Annotated in this window: 20 protein-coding genes; 18 read left to right on the top strand and 2 right to left on the bottom strand. The window is 37.7% G+C overall.

Annotated features, from left to right (window positions below):
* The first annotated feature begins 12 nt into the window (after nt 1-12).
* Nucleotides 13-153 carry a hypothetical protein gene (locus KGI01_RS05655; protein ID WP_255314745.1) on the top strand — a complete coding sequence of 47 codons (141 nt, stop codon included), beginning with the start codon at nt 13-15 and terminating at the stop codon, nt 151-153.
* Nucleotides 154-484: 331 nt separating this feature from the next.
* Nucleotides 485-730: a hypothetical protein gene (locus KGI01_RS05650; RefSeq protein ID WP_068453711.1), complete on the top strand. Its 246-nt coding sequence runs from the start codon at nt 485-487 to the stop codon at nt 728-730.
* A gap of 107 nt (nt 731-837) precedes the next feature.
* On the opposite strand, the gene KGI01_RS05645 is transcribed toward KGI01_RS05650, so the two are convergent.
* The gene (locus KGI01_RS05645) at nt 838-1,335 is read right to left on the bottom strand and encodes a GNAT family N-acetyltransferase (protein ID WP_141273883.1); all 498 of its coding nucleotides are present in this window, start codon (nt 1,333-1,335) and stop codon (nt 838-840) included.
* A 138-nt stretch (nt 1,336-1,473) separates the two neighbouring features.
* Between KGI01_RS05645 and KGI01_RS05640 the strand changes: the two genes are divergently transcribed.
* The 14 genes from KGI01_RS05640 to KGI01_RS05575 all read left to right on the top strand — a co-directional run bounded on the left by KGI01_RS05640 (nt 1,474) and on the right by KGI01_RS05575 (nt 16,648).
* Nucleotides 1,474-2,649: a pyridoxal-phosphate-dependent aminotransferase family protein gene (locus KGI01_RS05640; RefSeq protein ID WP_141273882.1), complete on the top strand. Its 1,176-nt coding sequence runs from the start codon at nt 1,474-1,476 to the stop codon at nt 2,647-2,649.
* A 131-nt stretch (nt 2,650-2,780) separates the two neighbouring features.
* Nucleotides 2,781-4,016 carry a right-handed parallel beta-helix repeat-containing protein gene (locus KGI01_RS05635; RefSeq protein ID WP_141273881.1) on the top strand — a complete coding sequence of 412 codons (1,236 nt, stop codon included), beginning with the start codon at nt 2,781-2,783 and terminating at the stop codon, nt 4,014-4,016.
* 122 nt (nt 4,017-4,138) lie between these two features.
* Nucleotides 4,139-4,747, top strand: coding sequence for a LysE/ArgO family amino acid transporter (locus KGI01_RS05630; RefSeq protein WP_068453706.1), 609 nt, complete (start codon nt 4,139-4,141; stop codon nt 4,745-4,747).
* Between the two features lie 82 nt (nt 4,748-4,829).
* The gene (locus KGI01_RS05625) at nt 4,830-6,302 is read left to right on the top strand and encodes a class I adenylate-forming enzyme family protein (RefSeq protein ID WP_141273922.1); all 1,473 of its coding nucleotides are present in this window, start codon (nt 4,830-4,832) and stop codon (nt 6,300-6,302) included.
* Nucleotides 6,303-6,314: 12 nt separating this feature from the next.
* Nucleotides 6,315-7,496 (top strand): thiolase family protein, encoded by a 1,182-nt coding sequence (locus KGI01_RS05620; RefSeq protein WP_141273880.1) that lies wholly within the window; start codon nt 6,315-6,317, stop codon nt 7,494-7,496.
* Nucleotides 7,497-7,611: 115 nt separating this feature from the next.
* Nucleotides 7,612-7,914, top strand: a complete 303-nt coding sequence (locus tag KGI01_RS05615) for a hypothetical protein (RefSeq protein ID WP_141273879.1) — start codon at nt 7,612-7,614, stop codon at nt 7,912-7,914.
* Nucleotides 7,915-8,020: 106 nt separating this feature from the next.
* Nucleotides 8,021-9,316, top strand: a complete 1,296-nt coding sequence (locus tag KGI01_RS05610; RefSeq protein ID WP_141273878.1) for an SPFH domain-containing protein — start codon at nt 8,021-8,023, stop codon at nt 9,314-9,316.
* A gap of 12 nt (nt 9,317-9,328) precedes the next feature.
* The gene (locus tag KGI01_RS05605) at nt 9,329-10,417 is read left to right on the top strand and encodes a TFIIB-type zinc ribbon-containing protein (RefSeq protein WP_141273877.1); all 1,089 of its coding nucleotides are present in this window, start codon (nt 9,329-9,331) and stop codon (nt 10,415-10,417) included.
* Between the two features lie 90 nt (nt 10,418-10,507).
* On the top strand, nt 10,508-11,671 hold the full coding sequence (locus KGI01_RS05600) for a hypothetical protein (RefSeq protein WP_141273876.1): 1,164 nt from the start codon (nt 10,508-10,510) through the stop codon (nt 11,669-11,671).
* A 1-nt stretch (nt 11,672) separates the two neighbouring features.
* Nucleotides 11,673-12,797: an AAA family ATPase gene (locus KGI01_RS05595; protein WP_141273875.1), complete on the top strand. Its 1,125-nt coding sequence runs from the start codon at nt 11,673-11,675 to the stop codon at nt 12,795-12,797.
* Nucleotides 12,798-14,027, top strand: a complete 1,230-nt coding sequence (locus KGI01_RS05590) for a VWA domain-containing protein (RefSeq protein ID WP_141273874.1) — start codon at nt 12,798-12,800, stop codon at nt 14,025-14,027. It begins immediately after the preceding gene.
* 75 nt (nt 14,028-14,102) lie between these two features.
* Entirely contained in the window at nt 14,103-14,615 is a 513-nt protein-coding gene (locus KGI01_RS05585; protein WP_141273873.1) for a YusW family protein, read from the top strand.
* Nucleotides 14,616-14,771: 156 nt separating this feature from the next.
* A complete protein-coding gene (locus tag KGI01_RS05580) occupies nt 14,772-15,596 on the top strand; it encodes an AraC family transcriptional regulator (protein ID WP_170214740.1) in 825 nt (274 codons plus the stop codon).
* 14 nt (nt 15,597-15,610) lie between these two features.
* Nucleotides 15,611-16,648: an NAD(P)/FAD-dependent oxidoreductase gene (locus KGI01_RS05575; RefSeq protein WP_307723177.1), complete on the top strand. Its 1,038-nt coding sequence runs from the start codon at nt 15,611-15,613 to the stop codon at nt 16,646-16,648.
* A 14-nt stretch (nt 16,649-16,662) separates the two neighbouring features.
* Here KGI01_RS05575 and KGI01_RS05570 read toward each other — a convergent pair whose 3' ends face one another.
* Nucleotides 16,663-17,913, bottom strand: a complete 1,251-nt coding sequence (locus tag KGI01_RS05570; protein WP_255314743.1) for an MATE family efflux transporter — start codon at nt 17,911-17,913, stop codon at nt 16,663-16,665.
* A gap of 176 nt (nt 17,914-18,089) precedes the next feature.
* On the opposite strand from KGI01_RS05570, the gene KGI01_RS05565 reads away from it, so the two are divergent.
* Together KGI01_RS05565 and KGI01_RS05560 are read left to right on the top strand one after the other, a co-directional pair.
* Nucleotides 18,090-18,914: a MerR family transcriptional regulator gene (locus tag KGI01_RS05565; protein ID WP_141273869.1), complete on the top strand. Its 825-nt coding sequence runs from the start codon at nt 18,090-18,092 to the stop codon at nt 18,912-18,914.
* A 57-nt stretch (nt 18,915-18,971) separates the two neighbouring features.
* Nucleotides 18,972-19,259, top strand: a 288-nt coding sequence (locus tag KGI01_RS05560; RefSeq protein ID WP_141273868.1) for a FadR/GntR family transcriptional regulator, incomplete at its 3' end; no start/stop codon positions are given.

Genomic DNA, 19,259 nt, shown 5'->3' with positions numbered 1-19,259 from the left:
AATGATTGGCGTATGTTAGAAGAGGCAAAAATATCTGTTTGTGTAGGTGGAAATGAAGAAGTAAGGAAGTATGCGACGTATAGATGTGACGAACAACAAGTGGCGCATATGATGAGACAATTATCGAATGAATGGAAAGAAATTAACATATAGATTATATAAAAAAGCATAAATTTCTTTAAGTTTATGCTTTTTTTATGAAAAAATGTCAAAAAAGTGAATTTATTTTATCTATACTATTCTAGGATTAAATGCATAAAAATAGCATGAAATACTAATGAAAATAAGTATTTATACTCATTGCGAAAGGTATAAAAAACTAAAAATTTTGAAAATTAAACAATTTACTATAAAGATTTGAATTTTCAATAATCAATTCAAATGACCATAAAATGCTAAGTATTGTACAAAAATAGCTCGTTCATGTTAGTATACAATTACTAGTGATAGAACAACTAGAATTTTTCTAATGGGAAGTGATTATATGTTAACTGTTAAAATTTCAAGAGAAGATGTAAGTTACGTAGTTGAAGTTATGACACAAGCAACATTAGATGTAAAAAGTATGACTGTAAAATCTCTGCATGATATGGTATATACATTAGGCCGTCTTGCACATATTAATGACGTTCATTTTTTTATTCCAAGTGATTTAGAGACCTCTCTAGTCAAGTCATTACAAGTCGAGTATCCAGGAGAAGTGTATGAACATCGAATTACAGTCCAATAATGCAATGAGTATTTACATGAAAAAGGAGGCGACATCCAATTAGTCGCTCCTTTATTTTTAACTGAAGGCGCATTGAAAAGTAAGGCGATCTTCCTCTTTTTAATGTGTTAAAATTTTTTCATAAGCATAACATGGGATATTTTCACCATAAGAAACATTACCGACATACTGGTAATGATTTTTTTTGTCACGCGTTGCATCGGTATATTCTCTGTATGTGTATCAAGCCGGATTTGTTTAAACCCTTTGGCGAGAACAACTTCCTCAATCGCTTGTAAAAACTGTGTACCAATGCCTTTTGCAGCTGCTTCTTTTGCCACAGCCATACGGTGAATCGCGATATGTGGATCATTAGACGACCATTCGCCATTTAATGCATCATAAGCAAGCTCACCGTCTTCGTCCAAGCAAACTGTTCCAATAATTTGCTGTCCATCCATCAATACATAACTTTTCTGTTGTTCCACATCTTTTTTCATCTGTTCTAGGTCAGGGTAGCCATTTTGCCACTGAGGTAGACCAAGCTGTTTTAAATTCGCACGCCCATCTTCAATAATCTCCATAGTGCGTGTAATTTGTTCTTCTTTTGCTTGTACTAATCGCATCGTATCACCTCTTTTGTAGTATAACGTAAAAATGTTATTCTACAAATATTTAGAATATTTAGGAAAACGCTTGACTATAACAGATAAATTATTTATATTGTGTTATATAACAAATTAAATTGAACAGGGGTTGACGATATGAGAAATAAAGAATTACTATTAATTCCAGGCCCGACACCAGTGAGAGACGACATTTATGATGCACTTAGCCAAGAGACAATGGGGCATACAGATCCACGATTTGCACGCATTTATAAAAATTCAATCGAAATGACAAAGGAATTATTTAATCATCCTGCAGAAGCATATGTTATTTCAGGTTCAGGAACACTGGCGATGGAGATGGCAATCGTCAACACTGTTTCAAAAGGGGAACGTTTATTAGTAATTAGTCATGGCTTCTTTGGGGACCGTTTTGTACCACTTGCAAAAGCTTTCGGCATTGAAGTCGATGTGATTCAAGCAGAATGGGGCAAACAGATTTCAAAAAAAGCTGTTATAGAACAATTAAAACAGCACGAATATAAAGCGGTTACAGTAACGCATGTCGATACATCTACAGGTGTTGTAGCAAATGTTCAAGAATTAATTCCTGTTGTTAAAAGAGCAGGTGCATTATTCATTTTAGACGGTGTATGTGCAACGACAGCGCTAGAAGAAGATATGTCAAAAGAGTATGGGCAAGAAGGCGCGAAAATTGATGTAGTCTTAACTGGTTCACAAAAAGCGATTGGTGCACCTCCAGGGCTTGCGATTATTGCATTTTCAGAAGAGGCGGTTGCCGCACGTGAAGCATTAGAGAATGTTCCAGCTTATTACGCAGATATTCATAACTGGCGTAAAGTAATGGACGACCCAACAGCTTATTTTGCAACACCACCTGTTAATTTGATTTATGCATATGAATGTGCAATGAAAATTGTACTTGAAGAAGGGATGGAGGCGCGCGTGGAAAGACATGAAAATTACGGTGCAGCGATTCGTCGTGCACTAATTGCATACGGTATGAAGCCCTTGGCAAAAGAAGAAGCAGCTGCTCCAACATTAAGCTGTATTTTATATCCTGAAGGTGTAGAAGATCATGTATTCAGAGCGAAACTAGCAGAGCGTGGCATTATCGTAGCAGGTGCATTAGCGCATTTGTCTGGCAAAGCATTCCGAATCGGTCATATGGGTAACACAACACCGCAAATGCTTGAACAGGCGATTTGCCAAATCGGTGAAGTATTAGAAGAGATGGGACATAGCGTAACAATTGGTGCCGCTCTAAAAGCATTTAGAGAAGTATTAGGTAGTAAAGCAACGATTTCATAATCATAGAATAATCCGACTTGTTTTCGAACAAGTCTTTTTTTATATGAAAATAGTCATACATATTGCTTAAGTATATTAAAAAGATGTATTCTGTTAAGTAGGTTTATGAAAACATAAAAAGGAGCGTTCACATGAAAAAACAGCATCATCTGTCTCTATTTATTGTATTTAGTATGATTATGGTCTTTTTAGTACTAAATACACAGATGGAGGCAAAAGCTAAAACACCTACTTACATAATTACACCGAGCAGTAAGCCATACAATGTAACGTATAGTAAATATAGTACATATAACCAACATACAAAACATTATTATGTATTACGTTCCTATTTAGAACGTTTTGAAAAAACAAAAGGTGGAAAACTCATCTTAAAGAAGGGAACATACACAATTTCTAATACACTCTATGTTCCTTCTAATGTGACCATTCAACTTGAAAATGGAGCAAAGTTAGTAAAAGGAACAAAGACAGGTACAAGCCAGTTTAAGGCGGCTAGTTCCATGTTCCAATTAATTGCACCTTCAAAATCAGGTAAAAAAGGTGTTTACGGTAAATATAATGGAGAGAAAAATATTCAATTCATAGGTAAAGGTACCGCAACAATTGATCTAAATTATGTTGAAAAAGGTATTGGTATTATTATGGGGCATAATCAGAATGTTTTAGTAGACCGCATTCAATTTCGTCATATGAATTATGCGCATTTTATTGAAATGGATGCTTCCAAAAATGTAACAGTAAAAAATTCAACATTTAAATATGCAAAAGACCCACTTTATTCTGTAAAAGAAGCAATTAATCTGGATACACCAGATCGTTCAACAAAAGGATGGAGTCAGGAGTGGAGTAAATTTGATGCACAACCAAATAGTCATGTATTGATTGAAAATAATACATTTGAGGATATTCCACGTGCTGTAGGTACACATAAATATTCGTATAAAAAATTACATGACCGTATAACAATTCGTCAAAATAAAATGGTGAATTTGCGTAGTGACTATATTCGTGCGCTCAACTGGTCGAATGCTGTCATTGAGAAAAATACATTTACAATGAGTTCGAAAAATAAGCGTAATGAAGTAGTAAAAGGTATTGCGGCGAGTGGAACAAAAAATCCGATAATCCGCAACAATACATTTAACTATATGGCCATCTCGATGATGTTCTTCACATTCTCAAATACTGGTGGAGGCACAACGAAAAAAGTGTTTGCAGATTTATCGAAAGCCAATAAAGAAGCATTGATGACGAATACGTTTAAAAACTTAAAAACACCTTATATCCAGATTCGTGATAATATTCAATCAGATGGTTCACGTAAAACAGAAACCATTCGATTAGACGATTCAGTTTTACGTTAATAAAAGATTTCTAAAAGGAGCTTCCGCATAGATTGTGCTGAAGCTCTTTTTTAGATAATGAAAAACTAGCTGTTTATAAAAATTCAAAAAAATGTATAATATATACAAAAGGAGGATGAAGTATGTTAGAAGTAATGATTCATGGGATGTTACTGGCATTCGGGTTAATTTTACCATTGGGTGCGCAGAACATCTTTTTATTTAATCAAGGGGCTATGCAACCGAAATTTATTTATGCATTTCCTGCTTGGATTACCGCCGCACTATGCGATACACTCTTAATTTTACTCGCAGTTTTCGGAGTATCCGCAATCGTTCTTCAATTTGAATGGTTACGTATTACGATGATGAGCGTCGGTGTTTTATTTTTAAGTTATATGGCATGGAGCATTTGGCGCAGTGAGCCGCCACAAGATGTACAAGGTTACTCGATGCCAATGAAAAAGCAAATGCTATTTGCGGCATCTGTATCCTTATTAAACCCACATGCCATTTTAGATACAATCGGGGTGATTGGTAGTAGTGCATTAGCTTATACAGGCGCAGCGCAGTGGTATTTTGCGATCTCTTGTATTGTTGTTTCATGGGGTTTCTTCTTAGCGTTAGTCATTCTTGGTGCGATTTTTAAAAAGCTTCAATTACCGCGTTATGTGTTTGTCATTATGAATAAACTATCTGCTATTTTTATCGCTTTCACCGCAATTTACTTAGTTATTACATTATTTGCTTAGTCATTCGTTGTCATTTTCTTTTTGAATTGTTAGAATATACATATATTGAATGAGTATTCAGTTGAAGGAAGGGGATGGAATGATGTTAATGAAAGATGTATTAAAGCAACATGCTGAGGAATTAGGCGATTATCAAGCAATTGTATATCACGATGTTGAATGGACGTATCGCACTTTTTATAATGAAGTCACTTGTTTAGCAGGCTATTTACAAAGCTTACCACTTCAAAAAGGCGACTTCGTCGGTTTATTAATGGAGAATACGGATCAATTTCCAATCGCTTATTTTGCGATTCAATTTGCAGGGTATGTCGTCATGCCAATCAATACAAAATTAGCACCACCTGAAATTGCCTATATTTTAAATCATTCAGAAGTGAAAGTATTGATTATGGATGAAGTTTTCCAAGAAACATATGAGAAAACGGAATACATCTGCCAACAAGTTATTATGACAAGTGATTTACACAATTTAGCATTGATGGCTCCGCAGTATCGTGATGTGACGATGAACCCATCTGATGTGGCGGTGATCCTTTATACATCTGGCACAACAGGGCATCCAAAAGGTGTCATGTTAACGCATCAAAACATCTATATAACAGCGGAACTTTGGTCTGAACCGATGGAATTGACGTCAGAAGATCATTTATTTATTTGTACACCACTATTCCACTCGGCTGGCGCGCATGTCTTTATGGTTCCATGTTTTTATGTAGGTGCCACATTAATCATTGAAAAAGCATTCTCACCAAAACAAATTATGCAACAATTAAGTGATACAAAAGCGACATTCTTCTTTGGTGTTCCAGCAATGTACACACTTATTTTAAATCATGATTTAGACGAATCACATGATGTTTCATCCCTTCGTCTATTCGGTTATGGTGCAGCGCCGATGCCTTACGAACTCATTCGACGTTTAAAAGAAGCTTTCCCAAAAGTTAAAGTACAAAATTTCTATGGTCAGACAGAAAATTCACCAGCTGCTACAACATTACTAGACGAAGATGCACTAACAAAAGTGGGTTCTGTTGGTCGTCCACTCGCACATACAGAAATTCGGATTGATGACGGTGCCGGTGGCGCGCTACCAAATGGCTATGTCGGTGAAATTGCGGTCAAAGGTCCTCAGTTAATGAAAGGCTATTTAAAAAATCCTGATGAAACGATGATGGCACTTCGCGATGGCTGGTTATATACGGGCGATTTAGGGCGATTAGATGAAGATGGCTATTTATATATTGTTGATCGTAAAAAGGACATGATTATTCGAAGTGGCGAAAATATTTATCCAATTGAGATTGAAGAAGTATTATATCAAATGCCATCTCTATTTGAAGCAGCTGTTGTCGGTGTTCCGCATCCTGTTTATGGAGAAGTTCCGAAGGCATATGTTCGCGTAAAAGAGGGGAATACTGTATCGGAAGAAGAAATTCTAGCCTACTGTGCGACACAGCTCGCAACGTATAAATTACCGTATGAAATTGAATTCATTGATGAATTGCCGCGTAACGCTTCAGGAAAAGTATTGAAGCATGTATTGCGTCACTAAGGGGGAACAAGTATGGAAGATGTGTATCTAATTGAAGGTGCGCGAACAGCCTTTACTGCGTTTACAGGCTCTTTTGCGACCGTATCAGCCATTCAACTCGGAACGGTAACAGCTGTTGAAGCATTGAATCGCTCGAAAGTTGCACCAGAAGATGTTGATGCAGTATTTTACGGGAATGTCATTGCGACAGGTAAAGATGCAGCTTATACAGCGCGTCATATTGCGTTACTTGCAGGATTACCAGAGGAAGTACCTGCTCTCACATTGAATCGATTATGTGGTTCAGGATTACAATCTGTTATTTCAGGCGCACAGGAAATTCAACTCGGTGAATCACAAATCGTTTTAGCAGGTGGCACAGAAAATATGTCACAAGCTCCATTTTCAAATTTTGAACAGCGCAGTCAACCATCGAAAATGGGGAATATTCAATTTGAAGATATGCTACAAGCAACTTTAACCGACCAATACACTGGTATGGGCATGGGAATGACAGCTGAAAATTTAGCTGAAAAATATGCCATTACGCGAGAACAACAAGATGCCTATGCGGTATTATCACATGAACGTGCAGTAGCCTCACAACAAGCAGATGTATTCGCACGTGAGATTGTGCCTGTTCAAGTGCCAACACGTAAAGGAACACGCGTAATTGAGCAAGATGAACAAATTCGTCCAGATACAACCGTTGAACAGATATCACAGCTCCAACCTGTTTTCAAACGTCAAGGTACTGTTACAGCAGCAAACGCCTCAAGTATTAATGACGGGGCAGCTTCCATTGTACTTGCAAGCGGGCAAGCTGTAGAAGAAAAAGGATTACAACCTCTCGCAAAAATCATTTCGTATGCTGCTGTTGGCGTGGATCCGAACTACATGGGGATTGGTCCTGTACCTGCAATCAAACGCGCTTTAGTACGTACAAATTTAACAATAGATGATATTGACTTATTTGAGATTAATGAAGCTTTTGCAGCACAATATTTAGCAGTTGAACAAGAATTACAACTAGAGCGTAATCGTGTGAATGTACATGGAGGAGCAATTGCACTGGGGCATCCAGTCGGTGCAAGTGGCACACGTGTATTATTGAGTGCAGCACATACATTGCGTGAAAGACAGGAACGCTACGCAGTTGTAAGCCTTTGCATAGGAGGAGGTCAAGGAATTGCGATGATTATTGAGCGTGTATAGGTATAAAGAATCAAATATCTTAAAAGTATGGTTAGAGGTAAAACATCTCTTCCATGCTTTTTTAATTTAGGATATGATAGTACTTGCTGATTTAAAAAAGAATGGAGAATTGATTTTGTTTATACGCGTCTACATGCAAGCTTCTACTGAAGTGGAAGCGACAACTTATTTGCAGAAACTATTGAATTTAGGTGAGCGAGTAAAATTATCGCTAAAAAAAGAGAAGTGTGAACCATTCTTAGATACGTTTGCAGTTGAATTAGAGGCAAAAGCAGCTTCCGAAAAGCAAGTGAACGAATTACTAGAGAGTATCGCACCAAAATGGAATCAACTACCAAACAGCTTTATCGCTACAGAAAAAGAGACAGAATTACATATTCATCACATAGAAATGATTGAAGTGTATCCTGAATTTTAATCTTTGAAGTTCGCTTACGAGAGCGAGCTTATTTTTTTGCTTAAAATGGAACTTTTCTCCCGAAAAATCGTATAAAAAAGTATATATAAAGACGGAGGTTGGTTAGATGGGTTTATTAAAAGCTGGAATCGGTGCCATGAAAGGCGTTTTAGAAGATCAATGGCGTGAATATATTTATTGCGAAGGACTTTCAAAAGATGTGTTAGTCGTAAAGGGGCGTAAACGCTCAACGAAGCGTGGTTCGAATAAAGGGAATGACAATATCATTTCAAACGGTTCGATTATTGCAGTAAATGAAGGACAATGTATGATGATTGTCGAGCAAGGAAAAGTAGTCGAAGTCTGTGCAGAACAGGGTGAATACGTCTATGACATGTCGACAGAACCAAGTGTCTTCTATGACGGTGATTTCATGGAAAACTTAAAAGAAACATTTAAAGAAGTCGGCAAACGCTTTACATTTGGCGGTGAACCTGCAAAAGACCAACGCGTATATTTCTTTAACACAAAAGAAATCGTCGGGAATAAATACGGAACACCATCACCTGTACCGTTCCGCGTAGTAGATCGTAATATCGGATTAGATGTCGACATCTCGATTCGTTGTCACGGGGAATATTCATATCGCATTGTCGATCCATTATTGTTCTATGTCAATGTTGTAGGAAATGTAGAGAATGAATATACACGTGATGAAATTGATAGCCAATTAAAAACAGAATTGATGACTGCGTTACAACCTGCTTTTGCAAAAATTTCAGCGCTAGGCGTTCGTTACAGCGAAGTACCCGCACATACGATGGAATTAGCAGATGCGCTCAATCAAGTACTATCTGAAAAGTGGACAGCTTCTCGTGGTCTCGCAATTGGTACGATTGGTATTAGCTCGATGAAAGCATCTGAAGAAGACGAACAAATGATTAAGACACTGCAAAAGAATGCGGTTATGCGTGATGCTCCAATGGCAGCGGCACAATTAACCGGTGCACAAGCAGAAGCGATGGTCAAAGCGGCTGAAAATGAAAATGGTGCGATGAACGGCTTCATGGGCATGAATATGGCACAAAATACAGGCGGTATGAATGCAAATCAACTGTATCAAATGGCACATGAGCAGCGTATGCAACAACCAGCAGCACCCGAATCAAATGAAGCAACATGGACATGTTCGAATGGTCATACAAATACAGGGAAGTTTTGTTCGGAATGTGGCGAAAAAAAGCCAGAAGTTGAGACATGGACATGTTCTTGTGGGGCTGAAAATACGGGCAAATTCTGTTCCGAATGTGGTCAGAAAAAAACTGTCGCTACAACATTCCATTGTTCCGAATGTGGACATGAAATGTCAGCTACACCTGCTCCGAAATTTTGTCCAGAGTGTGGTACACCTACGGGGCGCTAAGGAGGAAGTAGCATGACGAGTGATGTGAAAGAAGTAAAGCTCGATTTTGATGCGGAATGTCCTTCCTGTGGTGCTTCTGTTGAATTTAATCCGAAAACTGGGAAGCTCTCTTGTCCATATTGCGGCTATGAAGTAGATATTGCGAAACCTGAACAAGAGGAACAACGAAGCGCGCAAGAACTTGATTTTTACGACGCAAAAAATCGTGGAAGATTTGACTGGGGTGTCGAAAAAAAGACTGTTATTTGCTCGGAATGTGCGGCAGAAACGATTTATGATGCGCTCCAAGTAGCAGATACTTGTCCGTATTGTGGTTCACATCAAGTGATGGAAGCAAGTACAGAAGAAACACTTGCGCCGAACGGGGTTTGTACGTTTGAAGTGACGGATAAAGAAGCAGGCGAATCTTTTCATAAATGGATTCGTAGTCGTATTTTTATGCCGAGACAGGCGAAGTTAAGTGCGAAACCAGATGCTTTTACAGGTGTCTACTTACCGTATTGGACATTTGATTCACGAACGATTTCGTATTACTCTGCACAGTATGGGATTAATCGAACGGTACGTGATGCAGAAGGAGAGACACGAATCGTAACAGATTGGTATTCGACATCCGGTGTTTATCAAGAGTTTTTTGATGATGAATTGGTGAGTGCAACGAGAAGATATGATCGCGATATGATGCGCAAAATTGAACCATTTCGTTTAACAGATAATAAAGGGTACCGACCTGAATATGTCAGTGGTTTTTTAGCAGAACGTTATAGTATCGGCTTAGATGAAGGTTTTGAAGAAGCAAAGTCGAGTATTCATAACAAAATCGAACAAGCGATTAAATCAAAAGTTCGCTTTGAACATGGCGCAGATATTGTTGGTCATGTATCGTTTTCGACAACACATGATGATATTACGTATAAATATTTGATGCTACCGATTTGGTTATCTTCTTTTAAATATAAAGATAAGCTCTATCGTTTCATGGTGAACGGTCAAACAGGTCGTGTAGGTGGTAGTGCGCCAATCTCACCTGTTCGAGTGGGAATCGCGGTATTATTATCAATTGCCGTGATTTATATGATTTATCTATTCTCACAATCTTAAATTGAATTGGAGGAATTGCCTAAACGGTGATTCCTCTTTTTGTTATAATAAAGTGACTTTAAAAGAAACAAATGAGAGAGGAAGAGCTCGTTGAATGAATTTTATATGGTTGCAGATACCGCGCGGTTAAAAAATATAAAACCAGAGGAATTAATCCAGCAACCTTTCTATATCGTACCTAAACAAATACCTTGTATACAGCTGCAGTTAGATGCACAAACTATTCAGCACATGTTGACGCATTTACCACGTCAATTAGAGGAGATGAAGCAGTCACTAGAGCAAAAAGTGACACGTTTTCAATCAGCTAGTAGCGTCAGACAGCAATATCAAGCGATTGAAAAAGAGCTAGTAAAACTAGTGCAAAATGAAGCAGTGATTGGACAACCCATTTCAGCAGAAAGTGCACGTATTTTATACGATCAAGTAGCCTATTACTTAGAATGGCTAATGAAAGAAGTCGTATATGTTCAACAAGAAACACTCCTCTCATTCACTGAAAAAAACTGGAATGAAAAAAAGAATATAGACGATTTTTTAACAGTATGTCATACATGGTTTGAGACGATTTTCCATGTAACACCCACATTGAAAAAAGTAGATTTACAACAAGACTGGCTTGGGATTTCAGATGATGGTATCACGTATAACTACCACCTATTTGCAGGATATGACGTACTATACGATTTTAAAACGATGTTTAAAACAGCTGACGTACCAGGATTCATATTAAATCTTTCGAAATTTTTAGTGCGTGATACAACGCGAGGTAAGACGAAAACCGCTCTAACAGAATTTGCTTACAGTCGCGTGATTAAAGGGCTTGGGATTTACCCAGATGAAGACCATCTATTTTGTTATCGCTATAATCCTTTATTTCAGTTAAGCTGTTCTGATTTTGCACTGCCTTATTTAACAGAGCGTAAACGATATATGATTTATGCGATGTATGATTTACGTCAAAATACTACATCTCCATTTGTACAATATGATGAGCGTAAATACGGTGCAACGATTCATGCCGAGAATAACGAGTTGAAAGAAGCCTATGCAAATATCACACCGCGTTTTTTAGCCTGTAGTTATACAGAAAAGGAACAAGGACAACTTGATTTTGACCGTATTCCTATTCAAGCGATGTGGTTAGAGGATGAAGCGACACTTCGAGCATTTATACAACAAGATTCGCAGTACCCTGCTTTTACACATGTCCTAATCGAACAATTTTTAAAACGAATAGAAGGTGGCAAATAGAATGAAGCCTGAAGTACAAAAATTACAGCAAATTGAACAACAACTAAATGCACACTTTATCGAACGACAACATGAAATTCATGCCATCTTACTCGGTATCTGTGCGCAAAAAAATGTCCTATTGATTGGTGCGCCCGGTGTTGCGAAATCAAATATTGTCGACCAATTCATGCATGTATTACCGACAACTTATGGTACATTCAAGCGACTAATTTCACCGACCACACAACCAGAAGAATTATTCGGATCTGTCCGCTTTGACCGTTTAAAAGAAGGGATTATGGAACGAAATATTGAAGGACAGCTCCCAACAGCACATGTAGCTTTTTTAGATGAAGTGTTTAAAGCAACATCTGATTTACTTAATAGTTTATTAAAAATTATGAATGAACATCGCTTTGAAAATGGTACGGAAGAATTGACGACACCACTGTTCACATTAATCGGTGCAAGTAATGAATTTCCAGAAGAAGACCGTTTGAATGCATTGTATGATCGCTTTTTAATTCGCCGTGAAGTAGAAGCGATTCAAACGCCTGCGCACTTCATGCAGATGTTACAGGGGAATACAGAGGAGATTACACTACCGCGTCTAACGGCAGAGGAGGTACAGAGTATCCACGCTGAAACAAAAGCAGTTCACATTCCAGAGACGATGATCGAAATGTTGACAGAAATTCATTTTAAATTGAAAGATGCAGGGATTGTTGTGTCTGATCGCCGCACGAAGCAATGTTTATCGATCTTACAAGCTGAAGCATATTTACAAGGACGCGACGAAGTGAAGCAGTCGGATTTTCGTGTGTTAGTAGATTGTTTATGGATTGAGTCGGAAGATCGTGAGACGGTACAAGATTTACTTGCACCTTATACAAAAACAGTCATCGACCAATTGTTTGTTCAATTGAATCGTTTGCGTATGGAAGTAGATGCGAAACATGCCGTACTCAAACAAGCAGAGATGATTCAATATGAGGAATATGCACAGTTTGCTTCAGCCGTTTTAATGAAGTGGCAGCAAATCGAACAAGAAATGATGATAGAGTCACCAACAGAAGAAGAACTGCAAAAGTTAAATGAATGGAAAGCACAACTACATGAAAAAATAGCGGAGGAAGTGATGTAGTTGCATAATGAGTTAAATAGTCAACTGATGGATATCGACCGATTTACGATGCAAGCATATAACGACTTACTCACGCATCATGAAGGACTGCAACAATTAGTTGAAAAACAGGAACAATTACCACAATTAGTACGTGATGTATGGTGTATGCTCTACACTGGAAAGACCGAATTTAAAACGACTTCTCCTTTACAAATACTAAGTGAACTACAAGAGTTTCCGCTTTTTTTACAACAAGCGATGGGTGATAAACTGATTACGACGCTTGCGACACTAAGATTTGGCTATTTATTTTTACGTCAACTGGAACAACCGGAAGATGAGTCTGAGTCATTAGAAGAGGCATTTAAAAAAGAGATACAGCATGTTTTAGAACAAGTAGAATATGTAGAAGATTTACTCAGTAGTTTGCAACAACGAAAACAAGAGAGACAGCAAACACCGATTTATGATCAGTTGGCTTTAGCAGATGCACTAGAAAAGCAATTAGAACTACAACAAATGGCTGAATGGGCGAAAAAATTTAAAATTTCAGCGAAACAAAAGCGCGTTCAAACGAAAACTGCTTCCATACTAAAAGGGACTGTAACAACAGGACAAAAAGCAGAGCGTTTATTACCTATTGAGTATTTAAAATCTGAAACACCTGAAGCAAAACTTGATTTTCTTGTGCGTTTTTCAGAAGGAAGAACCCGCATGTATGATTATAAAGAGCGCACGAAAAAAGAAAAGGGCGCACTCATTATTTGTTATGACGAGAGTAGTAGTATGCAAGATTTAGACGTACAAGGAAAAGGTTTTTTAATGGCTTTACTTAGTATGGCGAAACAAGATCGTCGAGATTTTGTGTTTATTCCATTTAGTGGTGATGTGGATTATCAGCAAATTCAGCATTTTAAAAAAGGGAAATATAAAATCCCTCAATTTCTTCAATTTGCCCAATCGTATATTGGCGGCGGAACAAATTTTGAAAAGCCGCTTCAACAAGCCATTCAATTTATGAAGCATTCGACAAAAGGGGAAGTATTATTTATTACGGATGGTGTCTGTCATATTCCGGAAACAGTAATCGAACAGATGAATGCAGAAAAGACAAAAAAACAGTTTTATTTGATGTCATTATTGATTGGACATAACAAACATCCTGGACAATTAGCGGAAATTTCAGATGAAGTGCTTCATTTAATTCATTTTCAAGATATTCATCATACAAGGGTTTTTGAATTATAAAGTAAAATACATGCCCTAAAATGTTTTAAAAAAAGAAAATGTGGAAAAGTGCTATTGAAAGGACGTGTACTATTAATGAATAAAAAATTAGCTCTTTATGCAGTGCCATTATTAGCGTTATCGTTGACAGCATGTAGCACAGATAAGGATGAGAAGAAAGAGGAAACAAAAGTAGAGGAGCCTGCATCAAATACTACAAATGATTCGTCGTCATCTGATTCATCTTCAACTGATTCTTCAAAAGACGATAGCTCAACGAATGAAAAAGTAACAGAGCAACCGTACAAAAAAATGGATCTTGATGTTGAGTATGACAAAGGTGATTACACATTTGAATACGAGAAGAAAAGCGATGGTGACATTGCAGAGATAGAAGATGAGCGTGACAATACGAAAAAGACTGGTGATGAAGCTCTAGGTGAAATGCAACCAATTGTTGAGAAGTTCACATTTGACCAAAACTCATCAGATGAAGAAGTGAAGAAACAAATCATGGACAATATCAAAATCGATGATAACTACAAGTCTATCAAACTAGAAGTGAAGTTTGATGATGGCAAGGAAAAAGAATATAAATTTGTTAAATAATTGAATGTGAAAAACTAGTATCGTCTTATCAGGTGATGCTAGTTTTTTCTTTTCTAAAAGGATTTTTCACATTAATTGAGAATTTTTATCAATTAAACTTGAAATTGATAATCATTATCATTTATAATGAATGTATTAGTTATGGAGGTTATGTCGATGGATTTAACAATGATGGATGTAACAGCATACTTTGCAAAAGCAGCTGTTTCTTTAACGAATGTCTTTCAAGAGCATATTTTAGCTGAACATAAATTAACACATATTCATACACAATCGAGTGCATTTATCTTCCCAGTAAGCGGAAAAGCCTGGGTGCACAGTGGTCGTGAGAAATTCTTTATTACACCAGGTCGTATTTTACATATTCACGAACGTGAAACACTTCATATTGAAAATTGTGGTGAACAAGATGTACAATTTATCGTTGCGCAGTATCAAGTAGCAATTCGATCCGATGATGATTTATATGATGATGCTTTCGTGCTGCGCGTATCAGATACCACAATTTATTTAGAAGATGCCGTTCGATTATTGGATATGCAGGCGCTACCAGGAGCGATGGCAGCACTTCAACGTCGCACGCTCTTTTTCCAACTCATCGAACGCTGTATGGAAGGTGTACGTGATCAACAGCTTCAATCGACGGTAGATGTGATGGAGTCCATCGTTGCTTATATTCAACAACACTATCGCGAGAAAATTAATGTCACCAAAATTGCAGAGAAATTTCAAATTGAGCGTCGTCGCCTCGCTTATTTATTTGAAAAACATACGGGGTTATCACCGAACGCGTATATTACAGCGTATCGCATTTCAAAAGCGAAAGAATTACTAGAACGTGTGGATTTATCCATTGCAGAAGTAGCAGAGCGTGTAGGATATGATGATTGTTTCTATTTTAGTCGTGTATTTAAAAAACAAACAGGTTATGCACCTTCAACTTACAGAAGAAAACAAATCGTCGCATGGACAACAATGTAAAGGAGCAGATGAACATGACAGAGATATATGATGTAACGATTATTGGCGGAGGACCAGCAGGATTATATGCCGCATTTTATGCCGGACTGCGTAATATGAAAACAAAAATAATTGAGTTCCAATCTGAATTAGGTGGTAAAGTGCGTCTATTCCCTGAAAAGAAGATTTGGGATATTGGTGGTCAGCCCCCAATTACTGGTGATGCCTTCATCAAACAACTCATTGAACAAGGTCTAACGTTCCATCCAACTGTGTATGTAGAAACGAAAGTAGAACGTATTGTCGATCAACTAGATGGAACATTCCATATTGAAACAAATAAAGGAACGCATATGAGTCGCTCGGTCATTGTCGCAGTTGGTGGCGGAATTATTCAACCACAGAAGTTACAAGTAGCAGGTGTTCCAAAAGAAGATGTGCAAAATATGCACTATGTTGTACGGGAGTTTGAACATTTCCGCGATCAAGTAGTGCTCATTTCAGGTGGCGGTAACACAGCTGTTGACTGGGCAAATGAATTACATGGTATTGCCAAAGAAATTCATGTTGTCTACCGCGGCGAAACCTTATCTGCTCATGAAGCTCAAGTGGAACAGGTGATGCAGCATGCTACAGTTCATACGCAAACACAGATTACACAAGTTCATGCTAATGAAAATACGAATTGTATAGAAAATGTAACGATTGAACAAGCAGCAGGTGAAAAAAATATCTCCGTTGATCATATGATTGTCAGTCATGGCTTTGATTTAGATCAAACATTACAATATGACGTATCGATTCCGCTTGAACGAATCGACCATGCCATCGCTTCGACTGCTACAGGTAAAACGGATATGCCAGGTATTTTTGTGGCAGGGGATATCGCTAAGTACGAAGGGAAAGTAAATCTATTAGTCGGCTGTTTCCAAGATGCTGTTAATGCAGTGAATGGTGCGAAACTACACATCGAACCAACTGCTAGCCATGTAGCAATGGTTAGCTCACACAATGACCGCGTACAAAAACGCATGGCAGTAGAAGCAAGAAAAAATGAGAAGTCGCTCGTTTAGGCGACCTCTCATTTTTATTTTGGTATTGGATTTGCTTTTGGTACCCACTTCATACAGATTAATAAAATGATACATGTTAATCCTTCAGCAATCGGGAAGGCAAGCCAGATTGTAATGCTTGGCAATGCCATTGGTAGTAAAATAAGTAATGGCATAAAGAGTAGAATACTTCTACTTAGTACAATTAATACGGAAAGGCGAATGCGTTTAATCGCTTGGAAATACTCTGCAATTACTAAATTGAAGCCTAAGAAAATATAACCTGTGAAGTAAAGGAGAATCCCTTTTTCCGTAAAGACGACAACAGTTGGATCATCAACACCAAATAGTTTGATGAGTAAGGATTTTCCGAAAATCCCGATGATGAGTAAGAGCACACCAATAATGGTCGCAGTTAAAATGCCAAGTAATAAAAACGATTTTAAACGATCATAAAGTCGCGCGCCGTAATGATAACTTACAAGCGGTTGAATCGAAGCACCTACTGCAATGAAAATCATTAAAAAGACCGCGTGCAAATAATTGATGATCGCAAATGCTGTGACACCCACTTCTCCTGTATAATGAAGGAAAGTAAGATTATACATCACAACGATGACAGCAAAACTCATCTCGACGACATAACTTGGTAAACCGATTTTTAAAATATCGAGCATACCACGTAGTGAACGAGTAGGCTTTACAAAGTGTAGATGATTTGCAGGTGTACGGAAATGAAGTAATAGAATACATAGACCAATTAGTGTGGCAATACCAGTCGCATATGCGGCACCAGAGACACCCCATTGCCAAACGAAAATAAAGAAATAATTAAGTACGACATTTAAAACGGCTGTGACACCTAAACCCGTCATAGCTAATTTCGGATTCCCGTCATTTCGAATGAAAATACTTAAAATATTTTCAAGTACAAAGACAAAACCGAAAATGAGAATGACCCATAGATAATCACGTACATACGGATAGGTCACTTCACTTGCACCAAAAAGGTAAGCGACTGCTTTAAGTTTCCATAACCCAATCACGATTAGAATGCCTACAATCACTAACGTTAAAATAATTGAGCGTGTAAAGATGGCATGTGCTTTTTGAAATTTATTTTCGCCAAGTGCGATGGAGAATAAGGTCGCACCGCCCATCCCAATCCAGAGCGATACAGCTAATAAAATAGAGAAAATCGGTGTGGCAATATTCACACCGGCAAGTGCCTGTTCACCAACGCCATGACTGACGAAGATGCCATCGACGAGAATATTACTTGCCATGAGTAACATGCCGAAAAGCGATGGGAATAATAAGATAAAAATAGTTTTTTAGGTGGGCTTGTTTGAAGTTTAAGCGCCATTGGATCTTGTTGTGTTGCGGTTGTCACGATATCAATTCCTTTCGTAGTTATAATGCTAAAGTATATGGTTACCGTATAGTCAAGGGGGAAATGTAGATGGAAAGAGAAAAATTAAAAGGTTTTTTTACAACAGGCGAATTTGCCCGTTTATGTAATGTGCGAAAACAAACATTATTTCACTATGATGAAATTGGTTTATTAAAACCAGAAGTGAAGCTCGATAATGGTTATCGTTACTATTCCTATCAACAATTCGATGTCTTTAGTGTCATCGAATTATTAAAAGAATTGAATATGCCATTGAAGGAGATTAAACAGTTTTTAGCAACAAAATCACCAGAGCAGTTTGTGACATTATTTGAAGAAAAAAAGCGTGAGCTACAACAAAAAATGAAGCATTTGAAGCAGTTGGAGCGCATTGTTGATACAAAATTGGCGATTACAAAAGAAGGAATGGCGACAGATTTTACAACAATTCGTATTCAACCTGAAGAAGAAGAGCGTTTTTTCATTAGTGCAGATGTTAAAAATACGGATGATAAAGCCTTCTTACATGCGATTTCTGACTTGATTGAGTTTGTTTATAATGAAGAATTAGATATTGGCTATCCAATTGGAGCGATTTTGCAAAGAGAAGAAATTGAAAACGAAGATTACGAGAACTATGTTAATTTATACACGAAAATCGCGCCGACCAAACGTCAAGTGCCAATTCATGTGAAGGAAAAGGGGTTCTACGTAGTTGCCTATCATATTGGGGAAGAATCAAAAAAACATACAACCTATGAGCGTATCCAGCAATATGTACGAGATCAACAAATGCGATTAGCGAGCGATGCGTATGAGGAGTATGTGTTTGAAGAAACAGCTGTTTCAGAATTAGAAAATTACGTAACAAAAATTAAAATACGTGTTGAGTAGAAAAAGTAGGAAGAAGCGAGATGAAATATGCTAAAATGAGGACAAGAGGTGGGGTTAATGGGAATTAAGATCGTACAACGTAAAAAAATCTACGAAGAAGTCGCGGAACAATTAATGGCATTAATTAAATCTGGGGAACTATTGCCAGGAGACCGTCTAGATTCGGTAGAAGAATTAAGTCGTCAGTTTGATGTAGGGCGTTCAACGATTCGCGAGGCATTAACAGCATTGCGTGCGATGGGCTTAATCGAGATGAAACAAGGTGAGGGGACCTTCGTTAAAAATTTTGATGGACGTACACTAGGAATACCGCTTGCATCTGCGCTACTCATGACGAAAAAAGAT

Origin of the sequence: Kurthia gibsonii (genome assembly GCF_006539985.1) — a bacterium.
GTDB lineage: Bacteria > Bacillota > Bacilli > Bacillales_A > Planococcaceae > Kurthia > Kurthia gibsonii.
Note: the sequence above shows the minus strand (reverse complement) of the source record. Positions and strands in the feature narration are given on the sequence as shown.

What these genes read in the sequence shown, in the direction of transcription:
- KGI01_RS05655 (WP_255314745.1), top strand. Translation starts at nt 13, where the DNA reads ATGTTAGAAGAGGCAAAAATATCTGTTTGTGTAGGTGGAAATGAAGAA.
- KGI01_RS05650 (WP_068453711.1), top strand. Translation starts at nt 485, where the DNA reads ATGTTAACTGTTAAAATTTCAAGAGAAGATGTAAGTTACGTAGTTGAA.
- KGI01_RS05645 (WP_141273883.1), bottom strand. Translation starts at nt 1,335, where the DNA reads ATGCGATTAGTACAAGCAAAAGAAGAACAAATTACACGCACTATGGAG.
- KGI01_RS05640 (WP_141273882.1), top strand. Translation starts at nt 1,474, where the DNA reads ATGAGAAATAAAGAATTACTATTAATTCCAGGCCCGACACCAGTGAGA.
- KGI01_RS05635 (WP_141273881.1), top strand. Translation starts at nt 2,781, where the DNA reads ATGAAAAAACAGCATCATCTGTCTCTATTTATTGTATTTAGTATGATT.
- KGI01_RS05630 (WP_068453706.1), top strand. Translation starts at nt 4,139, where the DNA reads ATGTTAGAAGTAATGATTCATGGGATGTTACTGGCATTCGGGTTAATT.
- KGI01_RS05625 (WP_141273922.1), top strand. Translation starts at nt 4,830, where the DNA reads ATGTTAATGAAAGATGTATTAAAGCAACATGCTGAGGAATTAGGCGAT.
- KGI01_RS05620 (WP_141273880.1), top strand. Translation starts at nt 6,315, where the DNA reads ATGGAAGATGTGTATCTAATTGAAGGTGCGCGAACAGCCTTTACTGCG.
- KGI01_RS05610 (WP_141273878.1), top strand. Translation starts at nt 8,021, where the DNA reads ATGGGTTTATTAAAAGCTGGAATCGGTGCCATGAAAGGCGTTTTAGAA.
- KGI01_RS05605 (WP_141273877.1), top strand. Translation starts at nt 9,329, where the DNA reads ATGACGAGTGATGTGAAAGAAGTAAAGCTCGATTTTGATGCGGAATGT.
- KGI01_RS05595 (WP_141273875.1), top strand. Translation starts at nt 11,673, where the DNA reads ATGAAGCCTGAAGTACAAAAATTACAGCAAATTGAACAACAACTAAAT.
- KGI01_RS05585 (WP_141273873.1), top strand. Translation starts at nt 14,103, where the DNA reads ATGAATAAAAAATTAGCTCTTTATGCAGTGCCATTATTAGCGTTATCG.
- KGI01_RS05580 (WP_170214740.1), top strand. Translation starts at nt 14,772, where the DNA reads ATGGATTTAACAATGATGGATGTAACAGCATACTTTGCAAAAGCAGCT.
- KGI01_RS05575 (WP_307723177.1), top strand. Translation starts at nt 15,611, where the DNA reads ATGACAGAGATATATGATGTAACGATTATTGGCGGAGGACCAGCAGGA.
- KGI01_RS05570 (WP_255314743.1), bottom strand. Translation starts at nt 17,913, where the DNA reads ATGGCAAGTAATATTCTCGTCGATGGCATCTTCGTCAGTCATGGCGTT.
- KGI01_RS05565 (WP_141273869.1), top strand. Translation starts at nt 18,090, where the DNA reads ATGGAAAGAGAAAAATTAAAAGGTTTTTTTACAACAGGCGAATTTGCC.